Origin of the sequence: Flavonifractor sp. An112 (genome assembly GCF_002161085.1) — a bacterium.
Classification (GTDB): domain Bacteria; phylum Bacillota; class Clostridia; order Oscillospirales; family Oscillospiraceae; genus Flavonifractor; species Flavonifractor avicola.
This window is the reverse complement of record NZ_NFLU01000005.1, coordinates 161,293-182,316: the sequence shown is the minus strand read 5'-3', so window position 1 is coordinate 182,316 and position 21,024 is coordinate 161,293. Positions and strand designations below refer to the sequence as shown.

General features: G+C 61.7%; 18 protein-coding genes. 7 read left to right on the top strand and 11 right to left on the bottom strand.

Translation table 11 applies throughout. The annotated features are described in order from the left end of the window. Positions 1-5 precede the first annotated feature (5 nt). The 4 genes from B5E56_RS06560 to B5E56_RS06545 all read left to right on the top strand — a co-directional run bounded on the left by B5E56_RS06560 (position 6) and on the right by B5E56_RS06545 (position 4,311). Positions 6-311 carry a cysteine-rich small domain-containing protein gene (locus B5E56_RS06560; protein WP_087389121.1) on the top strand — a complete coding sequence of 102 codons (306 nt, stop codon included), beginning with the start codon at positions 6-8 and terminating at the stop codon, positions 309-311. Positions 312-428: 117 nt separating this feature from the next. Next, entirely contained in the window at positions 429-1,289 is an 861-nt protein-coding gene (gene metF / locus B5E56_RS06555; protein WP_087389120.1) for a methylenetetrahydrofolate reductase [NAD(P)H], read from the top strand. Then, on the top strand, positions 1,286-1,930 hold the full coding sequence (locus tag B5E56_RS06550; protein WP_087389119.1) for a hypothetical protein: 645 nt from the start codon (positions 1,286-1,288) through the stop codon (positions 1,928-1,930). The genes metF and B5E56_RS06550 overlap by 4 nt, the downstream gene beginning before the upstream one ends. Then, positions 1,927-4,311, top strand: coding sequence for a homocysteine S-methyltransferase family protein (locus B5E56_RS06545; protein ID WP_087389118.1), 2,385 nt, complete (start codon positions 1,927-1,929; stop codon positions 4,309-4,311). Before B5E56_RS06550 ends, B5E56_RS06545 begins: the two co-directional genes overlap by 4 nt. Positions 4,312-4,351: 40 nt before the next feature. Here the strand turns inward: B5E56_RS06545 and hydF are convergent, their stop codons facing one another. The 4 genes from hydF to B5E56_RS06525 form a co-directional block, all read right to left on the bottom strand. Beyond that, a complete protein-coding gene (hydF, locus tag B5E56_RS06540; protein WP_087389117.1) occupies positions 4,352-5,545 on the bottom strand; it encodes a [FeFe] hydrogenase H-cluster maturation GTPase HydF in 1,194 nt (397 codons plus the stop codon). A 76-nt stretch (positions 5,546-5,621) separates the two neighbouring features. Next, positions 5,622-7,040 (bottom strand): [FeFe] hydrogenase H-cluster radical SAM maturase HydG, encoded by a 1,419-nt coding sequence (gene hydG, locus B5E56_RS06535; protein WP_087389116.1) that lies wholly within the window; start codon positions 7,038-7,040, stop codon positions 5,622-5,624. A 61-nt stretch (positions 7,041-7,101) separates the two neighbouring features. Next, positions 7,102-8,139, bottom strand: coding sequence for a [FeFe] hydrogenase H-cluster radical SAM maturase HydE (hydE, locus tag B5E56_RS06530; protein ID WP_087389115.1), 1,038 nt, complete (start codon positions 8,137-8,139; stop codon positions 7,102-7,104). After that, the gene (locus B5E56_RS06525) at positions 8,132-8,389 is read right to left on the bottom strand and encodes a TM1266 family iron-only hydrogenase system putative regulator (RefSeq protein WP_087189012.1); all 258 of its coding nucleotides are present in this window, start codon (positions 8,387-8,389) and stop codon (positions 8,132-8,134) included. Before B5E56_RS06525 ends, hydE begins: the two co-directional genes overlap by 8 nt. A gap of 345 nt (positions 8,390-8,734) precedes the next feature. Here B5E56_RS06525 and B5E56_RS06520 point away from each other — a divergent pair, with 345 nt between their 5' ends. Beyond that, positions 8,735-10,201 (top strand): M15 family metallopeptidase, encoded by a 1,467-nt coding sequence (locus tag B5E56_RS06520; RefSeq protein WP_242958802.1) that lies wholly within the window; start codon positions 8,735-8,737, stop codon positions 10,199-10,201. Positions 10,202-10,275: 74 nt separating this feature from the next. Here the strand turns inward: B5E56_RS06520 and pyk are convergent, their stop codons facing one another. The 7 genes from pyk to B5E56_RS06485 all read right to left on the bottom strand — a co-directional run bounded on the left by pyk (position 10,276) and on the right by B5E56_RS06485 (position 18,576). Beyond that, positions 10,276-11,709, bottom strand: coding sequence for a pyruvate kinase (pyk, locus tag B5E56_RS06515; protein ID WP_087389114.1), 1,434 nt, complete (start codon positions 11,707-11,709; stop codon positions 10,276-10,278). 234 nt (positions 11,710-11,943) lie between these two features. Then, positions 11,944-13,161, bottom strand: coding sequence for an MFS transporter (locus tag B5E56_RS06510; RefSeq protein WP_242958801.1), 1,218 nt, complete (start codon positions 13,159-13,161; stop codon positions 11,944-11,946). 5 nt (positions 13,162-13,166) lie between these two features. Next, entirely contained in the window at positions 13,167-14,375 is a 1,209-nt protein-coding gene (locus B5E56_RS06505) for a DHHW family protein (protein WP_087389113.1), read from the bottom strand. Between the two features lie 14 nt (positions 14,376-14,389). Continuing rightward, positions 14,390-15,796 (bottom strand): MBOAT family O-acyltransferase, encoded by a 1,407-nt coding sequence (locus B5E56_RS06500; RefSeq protein ID WP_087389112.1) that lies wholly within the window; start codon positions 15,794-15,796, stop codon positions 14,390-14,392. A 13-nt stretch (positions 15,797-15,809) separates the two neighbouring features. Next, the gene (locus tag B5E56_RS06495; RefSeq protein WP_087389111.1) at positions 15,810-16,874 is read right to left on the bottom strand and encodes an acyltransferase; all 1,065 of its coding nucleotides are present in this window, start codon (positions 16,872-16,874) and stop codon (positions 15,810-15,812) included. 4 nt (positions 16,875-16,878) lie between these two features. Beyond that, complete coding sequence (locus tag B5E56_RS06490) at positions 16,879-17,247, bottom strand: VOC family protein (RefSeq protein WP_087389110.1); 369 nt, start codon at positions 17,245-17,247, stop codon at positions 16,879-16,881. A gap of 30 nt (positions 17,248-17,277) precedes the next feature. After that, the gene (locus B5E56_RS06485) at positions 17,278-18,576 is read right to left on the bottom strand and encodes a chloride channel protein (protein ID WP_087389109.1); all 1,299 of its coding nucleotides are present in this window, start codon (positions 18,574-18,576) and stop codon (positions 17,278-17,280) included. Positions 18,577-18,769: 193 nt separating this feature from the next. On the opposite strand from B5E56_RS06485, the gene B5E56_RS06480 reads away from it, so the two are divergent. Both B5E56_RS06480 and B5E56_RS06475 read left to right on the top strand, forming a co-directional pair. Next, on the top strand, positions 18,770-20,131 hold the full coding sequence (locus B5E56_RS06480) for a hemolysin family protein (RefSeq protein WP_242958799.1): 1,362 nt from the start codon (positions 18,770-18,772) through the stop codon (positions 20,129-20,131). Between the two features lie 182 nt (positions 20,132-20,313). Continuing rightward, the gene (locus B5E56_RS06475; RefSeq protein WP_087329110.1) at positions 20,314-20,994 is read left to right on the top strand and encodes a YczE/YyaS/YitT family protein; all 681 of its coding nucleotides are present in this window, start codon (positions 20,314-20,316) and stop codon (positions 20,992-20,994) included. Positions 20,995-21,024: the final 30 nt, after the last annotated feature.

Sequence of the window (21,024 nt, the reverse complement as noted above, 5' to 3'; positions counted from 1 at the left end):
CGGTCATGGAAGAGAACAAACCCTACTGGGAAGGCAAGCACTTCTCCTTCTACACCAACAAGGAGTGCGAGTACTACCCCTGCCACAAGGTCCCCGAGGGACAGGACTTCAACTGCCTGTTCTGCTACTGCCCGCTGTATATGCTGGGCCGGGACTGCGGCGGCAACTTCAAGTATCTGGACAGCGGCATCAAGGATTGCAGCAACTGTACCCTCCCCCACAAGCGGGAGAACTACGGCTACATCGCCGCCAAATTCCAGGAGATCGCCAAGGCCATGGCCGACCGGGAGCGGGAAGCCGGGCAGAAGTAACACGCACAAAAGGGTCAGCTGTCAAACAGCTGGCCCTTTCTTTTTGGTAAGCGATAGGATTTTCCCCCCATCTGTGATATAATGTTTCCCAATTCCCCAAGCGAAGGAGATGCTTCCATGAAGATCATCGACATTCTGAACCAGGACCGCCCTACGCTGTCCTTTGAGGTGTTCCCCCCCAAGACCAGCGACACCTATGACTCGGTGGCCAAGGCCACCCAGGACATCGCCGCCCTGCGGCCCGACTTTATGAGCGTCACCTACGGCGCCGGCGGCGGTACCAGCGACTACACCGTGGGCATTGCCGCCGGCATCCAGCAGCAGTACGGCGTGGACGTGCTGGCCCACCTGACCTGCGCCTCCTCCACCCGGGACCACGTGGCCCAGGTGCTGGAGCACCTGAAGGAGAATGGCATCCAGAACGTGCTGGCCCTCCGGGGCGACATCCCCGAGGGAGGCGCTCCCGCCCACGACTACCAGTACGCCGCCCAGCTGGTGCGCGACATCAAGGCCCACGGCGACTTCTGCATCGGTGGCGCCTGCTACCCCGAGGGACACCCCGAGTCCCCCACCAAGAACGCCGACATCGACCACCTGAAGGCCAAGGTGGAGGCGGGCTGCCAGTTCCTCACCACCCAGATGTTCTTTGACAACAACATCCTCTACAACTTCCTCTACCGCATCCGGGAGAAGGGGATCACCGTGCCGGTGGTGGCAGGCATCATGCCGGTAACCAACGGCAAGCAGATCGCCCGCATCTGCAAGTTGTCCGGCACCTACCTGCCCGAGCGGTTCAAGGCCATTGTGGACCGGTTCGGGGACAACCCCGCCGCCATGCGCCAGGCCGGTGTGGCCTACGCCGCCGAGCAGATCATCGACCTCATCGCCAACGGCGTGGAGCATATCCACATCTACTCCATGAACAAGCCGGAGATCGCCGCCTCCATCCAGTCCAGCCTGTCGGAGGTCCTGAAATGATCCACACCCCCCGGTCCGAGGCCCTGCGCTATCTGGGCTACCGGGGCGCCCAGCCCGACGAGGCCACCGCCGCCCTGCTGGACGAGCGCATCCAGGCGGTGGAGGGGGCCGCCGACCCCCGGTGGACTTCTGTGGAGGTCCCCCTCACCCTCCGCCCCGGCGGGGTGGAGCTGGGGGACTGGTCCATTGACAGCGAAAAGCTGCGGGCCCACCTGGAGGGCTGCACCGCCGCCCTCCTCTTCGGGGCCACCCTGGGGGTGGGGGTAGACCGGCTCATCGCCCGCTCGGCGGCGGGCCAGGTGACCCGGGCCGCCATGGACCAGGCGGTGGCCGCCGCCCTCATCGAGGCGGTGTGCGACGACGCCTGCGACCAGCTGGCCCAGCGCTATCCCGGCAAATATCTGCGGCCCCGGTTCAGCCCCGGCTACGGGGACTTTCCCCTCACCGCCCAGCCCGAACTGCTGCGGCGGTTGGACAGTCCCCGGAAGATCGGCCTCACCGCCACCGACACCTGCCTACTGGCCCCCATCAAGTCGGTGACGGCGGTGATTGGTGTGGCAAATACCCCCGGCAAATGCCACGCCGGGGGCTGCGCCACCTGTTCCAAAACCAACTGCGCCTTTAGGAGAGATACCACATGAAATTCATCGACGCGCTGCACAGCCAGCGCCTGTTTTTTGACGGCGGCACCGGCACCCTGCTCCAGGCTCAGGGCCTGAAGGGCGGCGAGCTGCCCGAGACCTGGAACCTGCTCCACCCGGACCGCATTTCCAACCTCCACCGGGCCTATCTGAAGGCGGGAAGCAACATTCTATGTACCAATACCTTCGGCGCCAACGCCCTGAAGTTCCCCGCCGGCGGTCAGTTTGATCTGGAGGAGCTGGTGACCGCTGGTGTGCGGCTGGCCTGCGAGGCCAGAGACGCCGACCCCCGGCCCGACGTGTTCGTGGCCCTGGACATGGGCCCCACCGGCAAGCTCTTGAAGCCCATGGGCGACCTGGACTTTGAGGACGCGGTGGCCCTGTACGCCCAGGTGGTAAAAGCGGGCGCCGCCGCCGGGGCCGACCTGGTGCTCATCGAAACCATGAGCGACTCCTACGAGGCCAAGGCCGCCGTGCTGGCCGCCAAGGAGAACAGCGACCTGCCGGTGGTGGTCACCACTGTGTACGGGGAGAACGGCAAGCTGCTCACCGGCGGCACCCCCGCCTCCACCGTGGCCCTGCTGGAGGGCCTGGGTGTGGATGCCCTGGGCGTCAACTGCGGCCTGGGCCCCGCCCAGATGGTGCCCATCGTCAAGCAGTTGGTGGAATATGCCTCGGTGCCCCTGGTGGTCAACCCCAACGCCGGTCTGCCCCACGCCTGCGACGGCTGCACCGTCTTTGACGTGGGCCCGGCGGAGTTTGCCGTCCACATGGGGACCATCGCCGACCTGGGCGTCCAGATCCTGGGCGGCTGCTGCGGCACCACCCCCGACCACATTGAGGCGGCCGTGGACGTGTGCCGGGACAAGCCCTTCACCCCTGCCGCGGACAAGGGCCGCACCCTGGTGTCCTCCTACGCCCAGGCGGTGGAGATCGGCCCCGCCCCGGTGGTCATCGGCGAGCGCATCAACCCCACCGGCAAGAAGAAGTTCCAGCAGGCCCTGCGGGACCACAACATTGAGTACCTCCTCAACGAGGCCTTTGCCCAGGAGGAGGCGGGGGCCCAGGTGCTGGACGTGAACGTGGGCCTGCCTGAGATCGACGAGCCCGCCCTGCTGGTGGAGGTGATGGAGGCCCTTCAGGCTGTCCTCCCCCTCCCCCTCCAGCTGGACACCTCCGACCCAGAGGCCATGGAGCGGGCCATGCGCCGCTACAACGGCAAGCCCATGCTCAACTCGGTGTCCGGCAAGGCCGAGAGCATGGCCGCCCTCTTCCCCCTGGTGAAGAAGTACGGCGGCGTGGTGGTGGGCCTGGCCCTGGACGAGAACGGCATCCCCCCCACCGCGGAGGGGCGGCTGGCCATCGCCAGAAAGATCTGCGACACCGCCGCTCAGTACGGCATCCCCAAAAAGGAGATCGTCATCGACCCCCTGACCCTCACCATCTCCTCCGAGCCGGAGGCCGCCAGAATCACCCTGGAGGCGGTGGGCCGCATTAAGCAGGAGCTGGGGGTATCCACCATCCTGGGCGTGTCCAACGTGTCCTTCGGTCTCCCCAAGCGGGAGCTGGTGAACACCGCCTTCTTTACCATGGCCCTCCAGCAGGGGCTGGACTGCGCCATCCTCAACCCCAACAACGCCGCCATGATGGGGGCCTGGCGGGGCTATCAGGCTCTCATGGGTCTGGACCCCCAGTGCGGCCGCTACATCGCCGCCTACGGCGGGCAGGAGACCACCGCCGCCCCTGTTTCCTCTACGGATGGCCCCTCTCTCACCGACTGCGTCCTGCGGGGCAGCAAGGAGGGGGCGGCGCAGGCCGCCAAGGCCGCTCTGGACGGCGGTAAGGCCCCGCTGGACATCGTGGACAGCGTGCTCATCCCCGCCCTGGACCAGGTGGGTCAGGGCTTTGAGAAGGGCACTCTCTTCCTGCCCCAGCTGCTCATGAGCGCTGAGGCCGCCAAGGCCGCCTTTGAGGTGGTGCAGAACGCCATGTCCGGCGAGGACCGGCCCAGCCAGGGGGCCGTGGTGCTGGCCACCGTCAAGGGGGACATCCACGACATCGGCAAGAACATCGTCAAGGTGCTGCTGGAAAACTACAGCTTTGCCGTCATCGATCTGGGCCGGGACGTGGCCCCGGAGCGCATCGTGGAGGCCGCCGGACAGCCCGGCGTGAAACTGGTGGGCCTCAGCGCCCTGATGACTACCACGGTGGTGAGTATGGAGGAGACCATCCGCCAGCTGCGCTCGACCTGCCCTCAGGTGAAGATCGTGGTGGGCGGCGCGGTGCTGACCCCGGCCTACGCCGACCAGATCGGGGCGGACTGCTACGCCAAGGACGCCATGGCCACCGTCCGGTACGCCAAGGAGATCTATCAAGGCTGACAAACATAAAAAGGACCGCTGCGATGCAGCGGTCCTTTTTTCATCTATGAAATTCCGGGAAGGGCTCCAGAGTGCGCTCCAGGATGCCGTTGAGGGAGGCAATCAGGATGCCGTAGTTGGTGATGGGAATGCCCTGATCGGCGGCGGTGCGCTGGCGGTACTTCATCTCCCGCTCCCCCAGGGTGCAGCCCCCGCAGTGGATCACCAGCTTGTAGGGTGTCAAGTCCTCCGGGTACTCCCGGCCGGAGCAGAAGGTGTAGTCCGGCTCCACCCCGGTGGCTTCCTTGATCCAGCGGGGCAACTTCACCGTACCGATGTCCTCGCACTGGCGGTGGTGGGTACAGCCCTCGGCGATAAGCACCTTGTCCCCGGCTTTCAGGTCCTTCACCGCCCGGGCCCCCTCCACCGTGAGGGCCAGATCGCCCTTGTACCGGGCCATGAGGATGGAGAAGGAGGTGAGGGGCACCTCACGGGGCACGATCTTGGCCACCTTTCCGAACACCTGGCTGTCGGTGACCACCAGCCGGGGCGGCTTGGGCAGCCCCGCCAGGGTGAGGGCCAGCTCGGTATTCCGGCACACCAGGGCGGCAGCTCCCGCCTCCAGCACGTCCCGGATGGTCTGCTGCTGGGGCAGGATCAACCGGCCCTTGGGGGCCGCCTTGTCGATGGGCACCACCAGCACCACCGTGTCGCCGGGCTGAAGAAGATCGGCGATGAGGGGCCGCTTGGGGCCCTCCTGCCCCGCCAGCCGGGCGGCCTTCTCCTTCAATTCGTGAATGTGGAGCCCGGTGAGGGCGCTCACCCACAGGGTATTCTCCCCCTCCTCGGGCACGCTGTCCAGCAGGTCGGCCTTGTTCCAGGCCAGCAGATAGGGGATGCCCTTATCCTTGATAAGAGAAATCAGTTCCTCCTCTGCCTTGCCCAGGGGCTGGGTGGCGTCGGCCACCAGAATGGCCAGGTCGGTTTTGTTCAGCACCTGCCGGGTCTTTTTCACCCGCAGTTCACCCAGGGCGCCCTCGTCGTCGATGCCGGGGGTGTCGATGATCTGCACCGGACCCAGAGGGAGCAGCTCCATGGCCTTGTACACCGGGTCGGTGGTGGTGCCCTTCACGTCGGACACAATGGCCAGATCCTGGCCGGTGAAGGCGTTGACCAGGCTGGACTTACCGGCGTTGCGCCGGCCGAAAAAGGCGATGTGGACCCGCTCGCCTGCGGGGGTGGCATTCAGGCTCATAGGAAAGACCTCCTTATTCGGATAGCAGACAGGGCGGCCCGGAGGCCGCCCCGTTGCGAACATTCAAGTCATAGGATCAGAACCGGAAATCCCGCTCGCCCTGGGCGATCTTCACCAGCCGTTCAGCCACGATCTCCTTCACCTTGGGGTTGGTGATGTAGGCCTGCTGCTGGGCGATAACCTTTTCGCCCACAGCCTTGGTCTCGGGAGCGGCATAGTCCATCAGGTACTCCTTCAAGGTCATGAGGGCGTTGGGCAGGCAGCAGTTCTGGATCTGGCCCGCCTTGCACAGAGACATGAACCGGTCGCCGGTTCTCCCCTCCCGGTAGCAGGCGGTACAGAAGGAGGGCACATAGCCCAGCTCCATCAGCCAGCGCACCACCTCGTCCAGGGTACGGGTGTCGGACACGTCGAACTGGGCGGAGGACTCCTCCTCCGGCTCCTTCTCCACATAGCCGCCCACGCTGGTGCGGGAACCGCCGGAGATCTGGGAGATGCCCAGCTCCAGCACCCGCTGGCGCACCTTCTGGGACTCACGGGTGGAGATGATCATGCCGGTATAGGGCACTGCCACCCGGATGCAGGCCACGATCTTCTCAAAGATCTCGTCGGAGATGCCGTTGTCAAAGGCGCCGGGGTCGATGTCGTCGGCGGGGCACACACGGGGCACGCTGATGGTGTGGGGGCCTACCCCGAACACCGCCTCCAGATGCTCGGCGTGCATCAGCAGGCCGGCAAACTCGTAGCGGTAGAGCTCCAGACCGAAGAGCACGCCCAGGCCCACGTCGTCGATGCCGCCCTCCATGGCCCGGTCGTGGGCCTCGGTGTGATAGGCATAGTTGCTCTTGGGTCCGGTGGGGTGGAGCTTCTCATAGCTCTCCTTGTGGTAGGTCTCCTGGAACAGGATATAGGTGCCGATCCCGGCCTCCTTCAGCTTGCGGTAGTCCTCCACCGTGGTGGCGGCGATGTTCACGTTCACCCGGCGGATGGCGCCGTTCTTGTGCTTGATGGAGTAGATGGTCTTGATGGACTCCAGAATGTACTCCAGAGGATTGTTCACCGGGTCCTCGCCCGCCTCCAGCGCCAGCCGCTTGTGGCCCATGTCCTGGAGAGCGATAACCTCGGCCTTGATCTCCTCCTGGGTCAGCTTCTTGCGGGGGATGTGCTTATTCTTGGCGTGGTAGGGGCAGTAGAGGCAGCCGTTGACGCAGTAGTTGGACAGGTACAGGGGGGCGAACATGACGATGCGGTCGCCATAGAAGTCCTTCTTGATCTGGCGGGCCAGCTCATAGATCTCCTGGTTCTTGTCCTCCAGCTCACAGGCCAGCAGCACCGAGGCCTCCCGGTGGGTCAGGCCCTTGCGGAGTCTGGCCTTCTCCAGGATGGCGTCGATGACGGCCACATCGTTCTTATGGGCGTCGGCGTAGGCCAGGGAGTCCAGGATCTCCTGGTGGTTGATGAAGTCCTCTGCTTTTCTGGATTTGGGATCGTACATGGGGATTACTTCCTTTCTTTTGGGTCAGGGCAAAACCCTTCCCCGTCAGTTTTTTCTCTTTCTAATCAGGAAAGTCTCCACGGTGGACGGCCACGGTGCAGCCGATGGCGGCCAGGCGCTGTTTCAGGCCCGCCAGGTGCTCGGCGGCCTCGTCGCCCGTGCAGAGCTTGTTGTCATAAAGGGTGTACTTGTCCCGGGCGGCAGGGGGCGACAGATTGGGCATCACCACGTTGGCCCCTGCCAGAATGCCCAGCTCCCGGCCCTGGGGATGGATGGTGCCCAGGGCGGTAGTGGCGGGCAGCAGCACCTTGGGTAAGGTGAGCCGCACCAGAGAGAGCAAAATCAGGGTGTCCTCCAGGGTGCCCGCCTTCTCCCCGGCAAAGGGGGTGTCCTTTTGAGGGATGAAGGGCCCCAGGCCCACCATGTGGGGCTGGAAGTCCTGGAGGAAGCAGAAATCTTCCGCCAGAGTGTCCACCGTTTGGCCCGGAGAGCCCACCATGAACCCGGCCCCCACCTGGTAGCCGATGTCCTTCAGGGTACGCAGGCAGTTCAGCCGGTGCTCCAGGGTCAGCTCCGGCGGGTGGAGTTTTCCATAGTGGACGGGGTCGGCGGTCTCGTGGCGGAGGAGGTAGCGGTCGGCTCCGGCGTCAAACCACAGCTGGTACACTTCCCGCTCGAACTCCCCCAGGGAGAGGGTCACGGCGCAGTCCGGAAAGCGTGCCTTGATGGCCGCCACCGTCTCCGCCACCCAGTCCGGGGTGAGCCCCGGGTCCTCGCCTCCCTGGAGCACGAAGGTGCGAAAGCCCCAGCCGTAGCCCTTTTCGCAGCAGGCCAGAATGGTGTCCCGGTCCAGCCGGTAACGGGTTGCATGGCGGTTATCCCGCCGGATACCACAATACAGACAGTTATTTTTGCAGATATTACTACACTCAATTAACCCCCGGACGTAGATCTGATCCCCGTACCACCGGCGGCGCTCCTCCAGTCCCCGGGCAAAGAGGTCCTGCTGATCCAGGCTGTGCCGACCGGCCAGCAGGGTTCGCCACTCGTCCCGGTCCAGCCGCCGCTGACGGCACAGCTTGTCCAGCAGCTCATTCATTGGGCAGCTTGGAGTACACCGCCTTGCAGCTCACTCCGGGCAGCATACCGGCCTTGCCGGACAGGGCGCTGATGGCATCGGCGGGGGCGTCCAGCACGATGGAGATGATGTTCACCTTCCGTTCCCGGTAGGGGATGCCCATCCGGCCGATGATATAGTCCTTGTATTCGTGGAGCAGGGCGTTGAGCTCCTCCACGGAGTCTGGGTTCTCCACCACCACGCCCAGCAGGGCCACGCGGGTCTCTTCCATAGCAATTTCCTCCTTGCAAAAAATGACAAATGGCGCACCCAAAAAGGGTGCGCCACAGCATACGTTCGTTCTGTCCGGCGACCCTTTCCCGTCAGGCTGTTACCCCTTTCGCGTCAGTGTCGGTTGTTAAATTATACTGCACATTTTAGTTTTTGTAAAGTCCTTTTTGGCACCATTGTATTTTGCACCAAAATACGGTAGGATATGGTTTGCTAAGTCCTCGACCGACATCGACATTTTTCAAAAAATTTTGCTGAAGATAAAACCGTCCCTTTCCCCGGCATCACTAACAAGAGAAAGCCACCATCCGTTCTATGGATCAAAAGAGAGAAAGGAAGTCTGATTATGATGGTACGCAACTGGTGTGTGAAAGTAAGCGCCCTGGCTCTGTCCGGGGTCATGTCCCTGTCCGTCCTGCCCGCCCAGGCGGCGGAGTACGCCGATCTGGGTCAGGACCACTGGGCCTACGAGGAGATGACCCGAGCGGTGGAGCTGGGCATCCTTCAGGGGGTGGGAAACAACCAGCTGGCCCCTGCCCTCACCATGAGCTGGGGCCAGTTCCTGGCTCTGGTCACCCGGACCTTCGCCCCCGACGACTACCAGAGCGCCCTGGACCAGGGAGCGGCCTGGGATGAGGCGGGCTATTTGGCGGCAGCATCCGCCGGCATCCTGCGGGAGGAGGATGCCCTGTCTGTCAGCCCCGAGCAACTGGGGGAGAGCATTACCCGGGAGGACGCGGCGGTGTTGCTCTACCGCGCCATGCCGGAGGAGATCCAGGAGAAATACGCCCATCCGGAAAATGAGGCCCTCTTCACCGACTTTGACCAGATGGATGAGGTCCATCAGGCGGCGGTATCCGCTCTGGCTGACACTCAGGTATCCTCCGGCAAGCCCGACGGCTCCTTTGGCCGGACCGATCCCATCCAACGGTGCGACGGCACGGTGCTACTGATGCGCACCCTAAATGTGGTGGACCGGGCCCGGACCGGCGAGACCGTCACCATCACGCTGTACGGAGTGGACAGCGAGAGCGGTCAGGAGCTGTTCCGCCAGGAGTATGTAACCGAGGTCGGGGCCTACCTATACGGCCTGCTGGAGGACGCCCCCCAATACTATGTCTTTGATGGATTTCAGGGGGGCGGCACTGTGACCTCCGCCTGCGCCAGCTACTGTGCCCAGTACCGGCCCATGACCCAGGCCGAGCGGGAGGAAGCCGACTTCTGGGACAAGGTGGACCAGGGGCTGGCCAGCGCGGACGACTACTGGACCCAGCCCTTCTGGCTGTCCATGCAGGGCGAGAACGAAGCCAAGCACAACCTGCTCTTCGGCTCTACGGAAAAGCGCCGCTTTGACAGCCAGGCGGAGGCCCAGGCCGCTATGACCACCATTACGGTACCCATCTGGACGCTGTCCAACGGGGTGAAAAAGGCCTCTACCACCACCCTCCAGGTCCACGCCGCCATTGCCGACGATGTAAAGGCCATCTTTACCGAGATCTACAATGACCCGGAGCAGTTCCCCATCAATGGCACCAGCAGCTTCCGCTATGTGGAGGGTACCACCGGCGAGCACAACTGCGGCACCGCCATTGACCTGAACGCCAATGAGAACTACCAGATCCGGGACGGTCAGGTGCTGGTGGGCAGCTGCTGGGAGCCGGGGACCAACCCCTACTCCATCGCTCCGGACAGCTCGGTGGTCCGTATCTTTGAGGCCCACGGCTGGAGCTGGGGCGGCGACGCCTGGGCCGCCGACAGCGACGACGCCACCGGCTACCACGACTATATGCACTTCTCCTACATGGGCGGCTGAGCTGATATAAAAAAGGACCCGCTGCTGTTGCAGCGGGTCCTTTTTTATTTCGGTCAAGCGGGCTCAGAAGCCTGTTACACAGGCTCGGCCACCACTTCAGCCTTGATGAGGTTGGTGGTACCGGACTTGCCCAGAGGCACGCCGGCGGTGATAACCACGGTCTCACCGGGCTTCACGATGCCCTCCTTGCGGGCCACGTCCACGGCCATGGAGAACATCCGGTCGGTGGAATCCACCTCGCCGGACAGCAGGGGCTTCACGCCCCAGGAGATGGCCAGCTGACGGCGGGTAGACTCGTTCTGGCACAGAGCCACGATGGGGCAGGCGGGACGGAAACGGGAGATCACCTTGGCGGTGTAGCCGGACTTGGTGGCCGCCAGGATAGCGGTGGCGTTCAGGTCCATGGCGGTCAGGCAGCAGGAGTGGGTGATGGCGTCGTTGATGCCGCCGATCTCAGGCAGCAGGTTGCGCTCACGGAAACGGTTCCAGTAGCGGATGGAGTTCTCGGCGGAGGTGACCACGTCCACCATGGTCTGAAGAGCCTCCACGGGGTACTTGCCGGAGGCGGTCTCGCCGGACAGCATCACGCAGGAAGTGCCGTCAAACACGGCGTTGGCCACGTCGGACACCTCGGCACGGGTGGGACGGGGATTGCGGATCATGGAGTCCAGCATCTGGGTGGCGGTGATAACGGGCTTGCCCTGCCGGATGGTGGCCTTGATCATCTTCTTCTGGAGGATGGGCACCTCATGGGCGGGGATCTCCACGCCCAGGTCGCCGCGGGCCACCATGACGCCGTCAGCGGCCTCGAGGATGGACTCCAGGTTGTCCACGCCTTCCCGGTTCTCAATCTTGGCAATGATGCGGATGTTCTCGCCGCCCTCATGCTTGTTCAGCTCGGCGCGGATATCCTCCACGTCGCTGGCCTTCCGAACGAAGGAAGCGGCAATGAAGTCGAAGTCGTTCTCGGCAGCAAACTTCAGGTCATCCTTGTCCTTCTCGGTGAGGGAGGGGAGCATGATGCTCACATCGGGGATGTTGATGGACTTGTTATTGGACAGGGGGCCGCCGTTCTCCACGGTGCAGTGGATGTTGTGGCCGTCCACCTTCTCCACCAGCAGCTCGATCAGACCGTCATCCACCAGGATGCGGCAGCCGGGGCCCACTTCTTCATGCAGATTCAGATAAGTCACGGACACCTGCTTCTCGTTGCCCTCCACCTCATCGGTGCTCAGGACAAACTCCTGATCCTTCTCCAGGGTCACGGGGCCGTTCACAAAGGACTTGATACGGATCTCAGGGCCCTTGGTATCCAGAATGGTGGCCACGGGGCGGCCCAAGGTGTCCCGGACGGACTTCAACATGGTCAGCCGGGCCAGCTGCTCGGCGTGGCTGCCGTGAGAGAAGTTGAAGCGGGCGGCGTCCATACCAGCCAGAATCAGCTGACGGATGGTCTCCTCATTGTCCACAGCGGGACCCAGGGTGCAGATGATTTTTGTCTTTCTCATTTCCTACCTCCATAGGTATGCAAATATGACTCTAAAAAAAATCCGGGACTATCATACACCAATCTTTCCGTTTTGCATAGAGGTAATTTTCATTTTAACCAACTTTCGGAGGTTTTTATCAGAAATATTTACAGTTGATACGCGCTAAGCATAAAAAAAGACTGTCCCTTCACTCAGGAACAGCCTTTTTTTCCACTATTTTGTGTTTGCTTACCATTTTAGCGGCACCTAAAGCTATACTAACTGGTTTCTCTTTCCGCGAGACAGCCGCAGGGCCGCCAGACAGAAGAGCACACCCAGGCAGCCCGAGGCAATGCAGGCCGCCAGCATCAGATTGACGCCCCCCAGATCCAGAGTCCAGCCGGCCAGCACACCGCCCATCATGCCGCCCAGGCCGTTGGAGGCCACCATCATCACGGTCTGGCCCCGCACCCGGTCGGCGGCGGGCACCGACTCGTTGACAAAGTACACCGAAGCCGGGGTAAACAGGCCGTAGCCCAACACCTGGATGGGCTGGACCGCCAGCACCCCCAGGCAGTTGAAGGTACACAGCAGCAGCACGCCCTTCAGAGTGCCGAACACCATGCTCATCAGCAACAGCTTTCCGCTGCCCAGCCGCCGCAGCAGCTTCTGGAAGAAGAAGGCGGTGGGCAGCTCGGAGGCCCCCATGAGGAAGAGGGCGATACCCAGGTCGGAGTCGGTACCCCCCCGGCTGTTGACGATGTTCACCAGGAAGTTGGACAGAGGCATGATGCCGGTAAGGCCCAGGAACACCCCCACCAGCATCAGGGTAAAGCAGGGATTGCTCCGCAGCAGGGACAGAGCGGACTGGGGCTTGGGGCCCTCCTCCCCGGCCTGTCCACCCTTGCCCCGGTAAGCCGGGTAGGTGACCACCAGCAGGATCTCCAGCACCACCAGGGCCAGGTGGGTGAGCAGGGTGCTCTCCATGCCCAGCCGGCCCGCCTGGAAGCCCAGCACCACGCACACCACCGCGTAGGCCAGGGAGCCAATGCCCCGGCCCAGGCTGTAGCGGATGGGCATACCTTCATTGATAAACTGCACCGCCATGGCGTCCATTAGGGGATAGGAGGACACCTCCAGGCCGCCGATGACCACCCACACCAGGGTGGTCTCCCACAGGCCCATGCCGGGGGACAGCCAGTACCAGGCCCCCGCCGCCACCGAGATGAGCAGGGACAGGCCCACGATATACTTCAGGGGAATGCGGGGATGCCGGTCGGCAAAGCCTCCCAGCAGGGGCTGAAACACGATGCCCGCCAGACAGCGCACCGCCGTCATCAATCCCGCCTCGCTGTTGGAGAAGCCCCGCTCCAGCAGCAGAGCGGTCTGGTAGGCCACAATGGCGGCAAACATAGCCCAGAAGCCCGCCTGCATGGCAATATAGTGATAGTCCAGCCGCCGCAGGGAGGGCCTGCGCTCACTCAGTTCCACTTGGTTCACTCCGTTCCTTCAAAAGCAAACATATTCTCCAGGCCGGTAGAGCTGGCGGCATACATGGTCATCACCAGATCGGGCTCCAGCGCCTCAAGGGTCTCCATCAGATCCCCCTGGAAATAGCGCAGGTCAATGGTGGTCAGCTCCGAACAGGACAGGGCCAGGAAGGGGGCCAGCGCGCAGGAGAAGGACTCCCGCAGCAGCACGATCCTGGGTCCGTTGGGGTTGTTGTGGTTGGTCATGGTGGCCATACCGTAGTCGCCGCCGGAGTAGTAGGTGTAGGGGTTGCCGTTGAACCAGTCCATCTGCTCCACCCGCTCGGGGAAGCACACCGACTGGTTGAAGGGGCCGGTGCGCTCAAAGCCGCCGTCGGTGCTGGCATAGGTAAGATTGGTCTCAAATTTGGGGGTATAGATGGTGAAATCGTCCACCCCGGCGTAGAGGGACCCCACCCGTTTGCCCTGGCTGCCCAGGAAAAAGTCCTCCAGCACCGCGGTGGACCAGTTGGCGGGATCGGTAAGATAGGATGGGGTGACGAACCCATAGTTGTGGTCCAGCAGCTGGGCCAGGTTCTGCCAGGCAAAGAAGGCGGCCTCCGGCTTCCAGTGGTGGTCGGTATTGAAGAACCAGCCGGAATAGATACCATTGCTCTCAAAGAAGGGCCGCAGATCGAAATAGCTGGTGCCCGACTGATCCAGTTCCTCCAGGAAGGCATCGGCAGTGGAGTTTCCGTTCTCCGCCATGCCTACAGGCAGCAGGTCCTGCCCCCGCTGGATCTTCTGGGGCGCCATCACGAAGAGATAGGGAATACCCTGCTCCTCCAGCGCCTGGGCCAGATCAGCCGTAGCGGCGGCGTTGGCCTCCACGCTTTCCGCAGGCTGGGCGGTGCTGTCCGGCTTGACGAAGTTCAGCGCCCCGGTGGACAGCTTGACCACTGTGTTTTCATCCACCGCATCCTCCACCATCCTGCGGCCGGTGATGCGCTGGATGCCGCCGTAAAGCTGGATGAACAGATGGTCCCGGTCCAGATCCTGATTGACGGCGGTCTCCGCCTGGGCCAGGAAGGTAGTCACATCCTTGTCCTTGGCAAAGGTTTTGAGCAGGGCCTCAAAGCTGCCCTCCCGCCCCAAAAAGGAGGTGAGCAGCAGCACGAAGCCTCCCGCCATCAGCAGCAGGAACAGGCAGGCGGTTATGGTATTGCGTCGTTTCATTGAGCCGCTCCTTGTCAGAAGTTGAAGTAGATAAAGGGATTATAGGTGCCCTTGATGATAAAGCTGGCCGACACCAGGAACACCCCGGCAATAAGCAGGGCGTAGCCAAGATCCAGCAGCACACAGTTGCGCTTGCTGGCCCAGTCCCGCAGCTTGGGGGCCACCGGAGCCGCAAAAACCACGGCGGCCAGCAGAGGCAGCCAGCATTCGGTGAGATAGAGCACAGTCAGCCCGTCCCCCAGCCCGGCGCCGAAGCCGAACAGGGCCTGGAAATACTGCAGGGCCGCGCCGATGCTGTCCGAACGGAAGAACACACAGGTGAGCAGGAAGGTCATCAGGGGATAGAGCCACCGGAAGAACTTAGGCCAGCCCCGGCCCAGGCCGCCGTATTTCTCCAGCATGAGCATGGCAAAGTTGATCATGCCCCAGGCCAGATAGGTCCAGTTGGCTCCGTGCCAGATGCCGGTACACAGCCACACCATAAAGATGTTGCGGATCAGTTTGGCCTTGCTGTCCACCCGGCTGCCCCCAAGAGGGATATATACATAGTCCCGAAACCAGGTGGCCAGGGAGATGTGCCACCGCCGCCACAGGTCGGCCAGAGAGTTGGCGGCAAAGGGATAATTGAAGTTCTCCAGGAAGTGAAATCCAAACATCCTGCCCAGACCGATGGCCATGTCGGAATAGCCGGAGAAGTCGTTGTACAGCTGGAGGATGTAAGCCACCGCTCCCAGCCAGGCAAAGGAGGTGGTCAGTCCGTCTCCCGCCATACCGTAGGCCCGGTCGGCGATGATGGCCAGCTGATTGGACAGCAGCGCCTTCTTGCCCAGGCCTACAACAAACCGGGCGCAGCCGGCGGAGAAGTCCTCCCAGCTCTCCTTCCGGTTGTCGATCTGGTCGGCCACCGTCTCATACTTGACGATGGGGCCGGCAATAAGCTGGGGAAAGAAAGAGATGTACAGTCCCACCTTCAGAGGGGAACGCTGCACCTTTCCCCGGTCCCGATGGACGTCCAGCACATAGCTGAGGGCCTGGAAGGTAAAGAAGGAAATGCCGATGGGCAGTTCGATTACCGGGATCACAAAGCTGGCACCCAGGCCATTTAGAATACCCAGAGTAAACATCAGGTATTTAAATACAAACAGAACACCCAAATTGATCAGCAGGGCCAGCAAAATGGGGGCCCTGCAGGATCTGTCCCGCCGCTTGTTGTAATCTACCCACAGGCCGAAAAAGTAGTTAATCACAATGGACCCTATCATCACCAGCACAAACCAGGGCTCGCCCCAGGCATAGAAGCCCAGGGAGGCCAACAGCAGGAATATATTCTGTGCCTGCCGGAACCGGCGCAGGGGCACATAGTAGATGATGAGCACCAGGGGCAGGAAGAGGAAGAGAAATACGGAACTGGAAAAGAGCACTCAGTTGCCTCCTTTAAGTCAGGTAGCGCCCCACCAGGGGGATCTTGGAGATGAGCCAGGCCACGGCGAAGGAACACAGGAATACCGCCGCCGTCAGGGCGGGCACTGCCAGCACCGGCGGAATGGCGAGAACGGTGATGTTCAGCCGGTCCAGCAGGATGAGGAAAAAGACATGGATCAGGTACACCCCAAAGGACACCTGGGCCACCGAACTCATCCGCTGGCGGCGGGAGCGCTCCTCGCTGACGCCCAGTACATAGCGGAAGAATACAAAGACCGCCACGCTCATCAGCGCGATATTGGGGCTGTCATAGTTGTAGAGGGTCTGGGCAAAGACGCCCCGCTGCTGGGACAGCCAGGCAGTCCCTCCCACGGTGACTGCCGCACCCAGGATGCCCAGGATGTAGATGAGATACTCCGCCGCCCGGCTGATGGTGTAGGTTTTCAGATAGTAACCCAGCACATAGTAGCCCACATAGCCCAGCACCAGGTGAAGGTTCAGATTGTTCACCCACAGGCTCACCGTCTGACTGGGCCGCAGCCGCAGCAGGGTGGGCAGCAGGTTGGCAAACACAAAGCACAGCAGGAAGAACCAGTGGAAGTCCGCCCGGCTGGCCCCCCGAACAAAGACGCGGAGAATGGGGGTGATGAGGTACAGGCCCACGATCATATACAAAAACCACAGGTGGAAGTGGGTCTTGCCCTGGAGCACCTGCCAGAGGGCCGCTTTCACACTCTCCCAGCTCAGCCCCGCCGCCGACACCTGGGTCACCAGGGCATAGGCCGTCCCCCACACCGCCAGGGCCACCAGCATCCGCAGAATATGGCCGAAAAACAGCTTGGAGGGGGAGAGGCTGTGCTTGGGGTCCAGCAGGAACATTCCTGACAGCATAATAAAGACGGGCACACACCAGTGGGTCAGCCCGTCGTAGGCGTTGAGCACATGGAATTCCGCCGAGCCCACCGGCACGTTGCCCAGCTGGGAGCCTGCCAGGTGGACCACGATGACCGCCAGCATGGCCACAGCCCGCAGCAGATCGGCATAGGCCAGGCGGCCTCCCGTTACGGTCTTGCTCATGTCCTTATTCCTTTCCAGGAACGATCTCGATCCAGTAGCCGTCGGGATCTTCAATGAAATAGATGCCCATGGCCGGGTTTTCAAAGCACACGCAGCCCATGGCCTTGTGGCGCTCCAGAAGCTCATCAAAGCGGTCGGTGACAAAGGCCAGGTGGAACTCCTGCTCCCCCAGGTCGTAGGGCTCAGTCCGGTCCCTCAGCCAGGTCAGCTCCAGCCGGAAGCCGGTCTCCCCGTCCCCCAGGTAGACCAGCTTGAAGGAGCCGTCCTCGGCATCCTTTTCCGCCACCGGCGCCAGCTCCAGAGCCTCACGGTAAAAGTCCAGGGACCGGTTCAGGTCCAGAACATTGAAATTAAAATGATCAAATCGCAGCATATGTTTTCTCCTTTGTATGGGTCCAGAAACTCAGTGGTCCTGGTTTGCCTTTTTGTCGATGAATTCGGGCCGCAGTTTACTATATACGATTTTTTGCTCGCTGTACAGCCCATAATAGCCGGACAGCATATAGGACACCGCCAGACACACCGCGAACAGGCACAGGCTCTGGCCGGTAAACATCCCCAGGCTGTCCCCGGCAAAGAGCTCCAGAGAGAGCAGCAGGGAGGTGATGGGGCAGTTGGTGACGCCGCAGAACACGCACACCATCCCCAGACCCGCCCCGAAGGAGGGGTGGAGCCCCAGGAAGGGGGCCACGGTGCAGCCGAAGGTGGCCCCGGTAAAGAATACCGGCACGATCTCGCCGCCCTTAAACCCTGCCCCCAGGGTAATGGTGGTAAAGAGCATCTTGAAGAAGAACGCCTCCGGCCGGGCGTTTCCCCCGATGGCGGCATGGATGATAGCCTCTCCCGCTCCGTTGTAGTCGTAAGTACCAGGGTCCCAGATCCAGATCACATAGGTCAGGGCGATGACCAGAGTGCCGCCCACCGCCGCCCGCACCAGATGGTTGGGCAGAACTCTGTCATAGATTTTGGGTGCGGCGTGCATCAGCCGGCAGAAGAAAATGGACAGCAGGGCAAAGAGGATGCCCATACCGATGACCTGCAGCAGGGTGACGGCGCTCAGGTTGGGGATGCCCTCCAGGGTAAAGGCGGTGGGAGGCACACCGAAATGCTGGGCCACCCACAGGCCGATGATGGAGGAGAGAATACAGGGCACGATGGCGGCATAATAGAGCACTCCCACACTGGTGACCTCCATAGAAAACATGGCGGCAGTCAGAGGGGTGCCGAAGAGGGCGGAAAAAGCCGCCGACATTCCGCACATGGTGATGATACGGCTGTCCTTGTCGTCCAGGCGCATCCACCGGCCTACTTTGGAGGAGATAGATCCGCCAATCTGGAGGATGGCTCCCTCCCGGCCGGAGGAACCACCCACCAAATGGGTGATAACGGTGGACACAAAGACCAGGGGGGCGGTACGCAGCCGGAGGGGCTGGTTTTCCCGCACCGCCGCCAGCACGAAGTTGGTGCCCCGGTCCTCCTCCATGCCGCACACCCGGTAGAGCAGCACAATCGCCAGACCGCCCACCGGCAGCAGCCAGATCAGCCAGGGATTGGCATGGCGCAGGTCTGTGACCGAGGAAAAGGCATAGTAAAAGGCGGTGGCCACCCCGCCGCACAGCAGGCCGCTGATCCCCGCGAAGATCAGCCATTTTACAAAGGCGGCCGGATGCTCCAGCCAGGCCGGTACCTTCTTTGTCTCCATCTCTTTCACACTCCATCGGTCCCCGGCACAGGGGGCCTTGCTCTTTCTGGGGCTGAGGAACTATCCTATCCCCAGGTACGACACACGTGATTATTATAACATGGATACCAACTTTTTTCCGCAATCTTATGGATTTTTTTCAGCGGTGTGTTATACTGGTTCCATGATCAATATATTTAAGGAGGAATTTATTTTGTCATCCATATGGCCTCAACTACTTCTTCAGGTCATACTCATTGCCATCAACGCCTACTTTGCTGCCACTGAGATCGCAGTAATCTCATTAAACGAGGCACTTATCCGCAAGCAGGCCGAAGGCGGCGACCGCAAGGCAGCCAAGCTGCTCCGGATCGTAGAGATGCCCACCCGGTTTCTCTCCACCATCCAGATCGGCATCACCCTGGCCGGCTTCCTGGGGTCTGCCTTTGCCGCCGACAATCTGGCCGGACCCCTTACCCAGTGGGCAGTATCCACGTTCGCGCTGACCGGGCCTGTGGTGGCCACGGTTCATACCCTGTCTGTGATCGTGGTCACTGTGATCCTCTCCTTCTTTACTCTGGTCTTTGGCGAACTGGTGCCCAAACGGGTGGCCATGAAAAAGAGCGAAGCGGTGGCCCGTTTTTCCTGCGGTGTGGTCAGTCTGCTGGCCACCGTCATGCGCCCGCTGATCTGGCTGCTTACCATCTCCACCAACGCCGTCCTGTGGCTCTTCCGCATCAATCCCAATGATGAGGATAAGGAGGTATCCGAGGAGGGGCTGCGTATACTTATCGACCTGAGTGAGGAGAAGGGTGCTATTGAGACCGAAGAGAAGGAAATGATCGAAAATATTTTCGAGTTTAACAATATGACCGCCGCCGACGTGATGGTCCACCGCACCGACATGGTCATGCTGCGGGCGGAGGATACCCCGGAGAAGATCGAAAAGACCATTGAGGAATCCGGCCTGTCCCGCTTCCCCGTCTACGAGGAGGACGCCGACGACATCATCGGTATCCTCTCCACCCGGGAGTGGCTCATCAACGCCCGCAAGCCCCAGCCCAAGCCTCTGCGGGAGCTGCTCCGCCGCCCCTACTTCGTGCCCCAGTCGGTGCGCACCGACCTGCTGTTCCGGGATATGCAGAGCAAAAAGGTCCACCTGTCCATTGTGGTGGACGAGTACGGCGGCACCGCCGGCCTGGTCACCATGGAGGACCTGCTGGAGGAGATCGTGGGCAACATCTACGACGAGTTCGATCCCCAGGAGGACCTGGAGATCATCCCCCTGGGGGAGGACCGCTGGCGGGTGGCCGGCTCCGCCGAACTGGAAGAGCTCTTTGAAGCTCTGGGCATGGAAATGCCGGAAGAGGAGGAATCGGAGACTCTGGGCGGGCTGGTGTACGCCCAGCTGTCCGTCATCCCCGAGGACGGCAGTCACCCCGAGGTGGACATTTACGGCCTGCACATCCGGGTGGAGGAGCTGTCCGAGCGCCGGGTGGAGTGGGCCACCGTCACCAAACTCTCTCCCCCGCCGGAGGAGGAAGAGGAACACACCGGCCACAAAAAAGAATCCTGAAATTCAGGCGTGCCGCTGATTTGGGCGGCACGCCTGAATTATTGTTGCTGTTTTGCGCCATCCTCTTGTTAATTCCACAAAAAATTTCCTTTTTTATTTGGTAAAGATGTCTCTTGAACCCTCCTTTTCATCGTGCTAAACTATTTTTAGTACTAAAAAATGATTTTTTGGAGGCGTATGCGATGTCTCATTCCGGTCTGCTCCGGCGCTATTTGATCTTTCTGGCCGGGGTCCTGTGCTCGGCCCTCGGCATTTCCCTAATCACCCTGGCCGGAATGGGCACCTCCGCGGTATCCAGCCTGGCCTATGTACTCACCTATGTGTTCCCCGGCATCTCCCTGGGTACCTTCACCTTTGTGGTGAACTGCGTCATGCTGGGCGGCCAGATTCTGATCCTGCGCAAGAAGTTCCGGCCCATCCAGCTGCTCCAGGTCCCCTTCACCTTCCTCTTCTCCTGCTGCATTGATCTGTGGATGGGGCTGCTGGGCGACCTGGTGCCTCAGTCCTACGCCAGCCACTGGGTGGTGCTGCTGATGGGCTGTACCTGTCTGGGCCTGGGCGTGGCTCTGGAGGTCATTCCCAACGTGCTCATCCTCCCCTGCGAGGGCTTTGTGCGGGTGTGCAGCCAGGAGTTCCACTGGGACTTCGGCAAGACCAAGACTGGCTTTGACCTGACCATGGTAGCCGCCGCCACTCTGCTGTCTCTGCTGGACCTGGGGGCTGTGTACGGCCTGCGGGAGGGCACCGTAGTGTGCGCCCTGACGGTAGGTTATATCTCCCGGTTCTTCTGTAAGCGGCTGGCCTTCCTGGTAAAGAAGCCGGAGGAAAACCATCTGCCCGACACCGGCGTCTCTGCTGCATAACAAATTAAAAAACAGCTGCAAGCCAATGGC

Bases quoted from the DNA above. Each gene is read 5' to 3' on its own strand.
- B5E56_RS06560 (WP_087389121.1), top strand. From the start codon at position 6: ATGGAAGAGAACAAACCCTACTGGGAAGGCAAGCACTTCTCCTTCTAC.
- metF (WP_087389120.1), top strand. From the start codon at position 429: ATGAAGATCATCGACATTCTGAACCAGGACCGCCCTACGCTGTCCTTT.
- B5E56_RS06550 (WP_087389119.1), top strand. From the start codon at position 1,286: ATGATCCACACCCCCCGGTCCGAGGCCCTGCGCTATCTGGGCTACCGG.
- B5E56_RS06545 (WP_087389118.1), top strand. From the start codon at position 1,927: ATGAAATTCATCGACGCGCTGCACAGCCAGCGCCTGTTTTTTGACGGC.
- hydF (WP_087389117.1), bottom strand. From the start codon at position 5,545: ATGAGCCTGAATGCCACCCCCGCAGGCGAGCGGGTCCACATCGCCTTT.
- hydG (WP_087389116.1), bottom strand. From the start codon at position 7,040: ATGTACGATCCCAAATCCAGAAAAGCAGAGGACTTCATCAACCACCAG.
- hydE (WP_087389115.1), bottom strand. From the start codon at position 8,139: ATGAATGAGCTGCTGGACAAGCTGTGCCGTCAGCGGCGGCTGGACCGG.
- B5E56_RS06525 (WP_087189012.1), bottom strand. From the start codon at position 8,389: ATGGAAGAGACCCGCGTGGCCCTGCTGGGCGTGGTGGTGGAGAACCCA.
- B5E56_RS06520 (WP_242958802.1), top strand. From the start codon at position 8,735: ATGATGGTACGCAACTGGTGTGTGAAAGTAAGCGCCCTGGCTCTGTCC.
- pyk (WP_087389114.1), bottom strand. From the start codon at position 11,709: ATGAGAAAGACAAAAATCATCTGCACCCTGGGTCCCGCTGTGGACAAT.
- B5E56_RS06505 (WP_087389113.1), bottom strand. From the start codon at position 14,375: ATGAAACGACGCAATACCATAACCGCCTGCCTGTTCCTGCTGCTGATG.
- B5E56_RS06495 (WP_087389111.1), bottom strand. From the start codon at position 16,874: ATGAGCAAGACCGTAACGGGAGGCCGCCTGGCCTATGCCGATCTGCTG.
- B5E56_RS06490 (WP_087389110.1), bottom strand. From the start codon at position 17,247: ATGCTGCGATTTGATCATTTTAATTTCAATGTTCTGGACCTGAACCGG.
- B5E56_RS06485 (WP_087389109.1), bottom strand. From the start codon at position 18,576: ATGGAGACAAAGAAGGTACCGGCCTGGCTGGAGCATCCGGCCGCCTTT.
- B5E56_RS06475 (WP_087329110.1), top strand. From the start codon at position 20,314: ATGTCTCATTCCGGTCTGCTCCGGCGCTATTTGATCTTTCTGGCCGGG.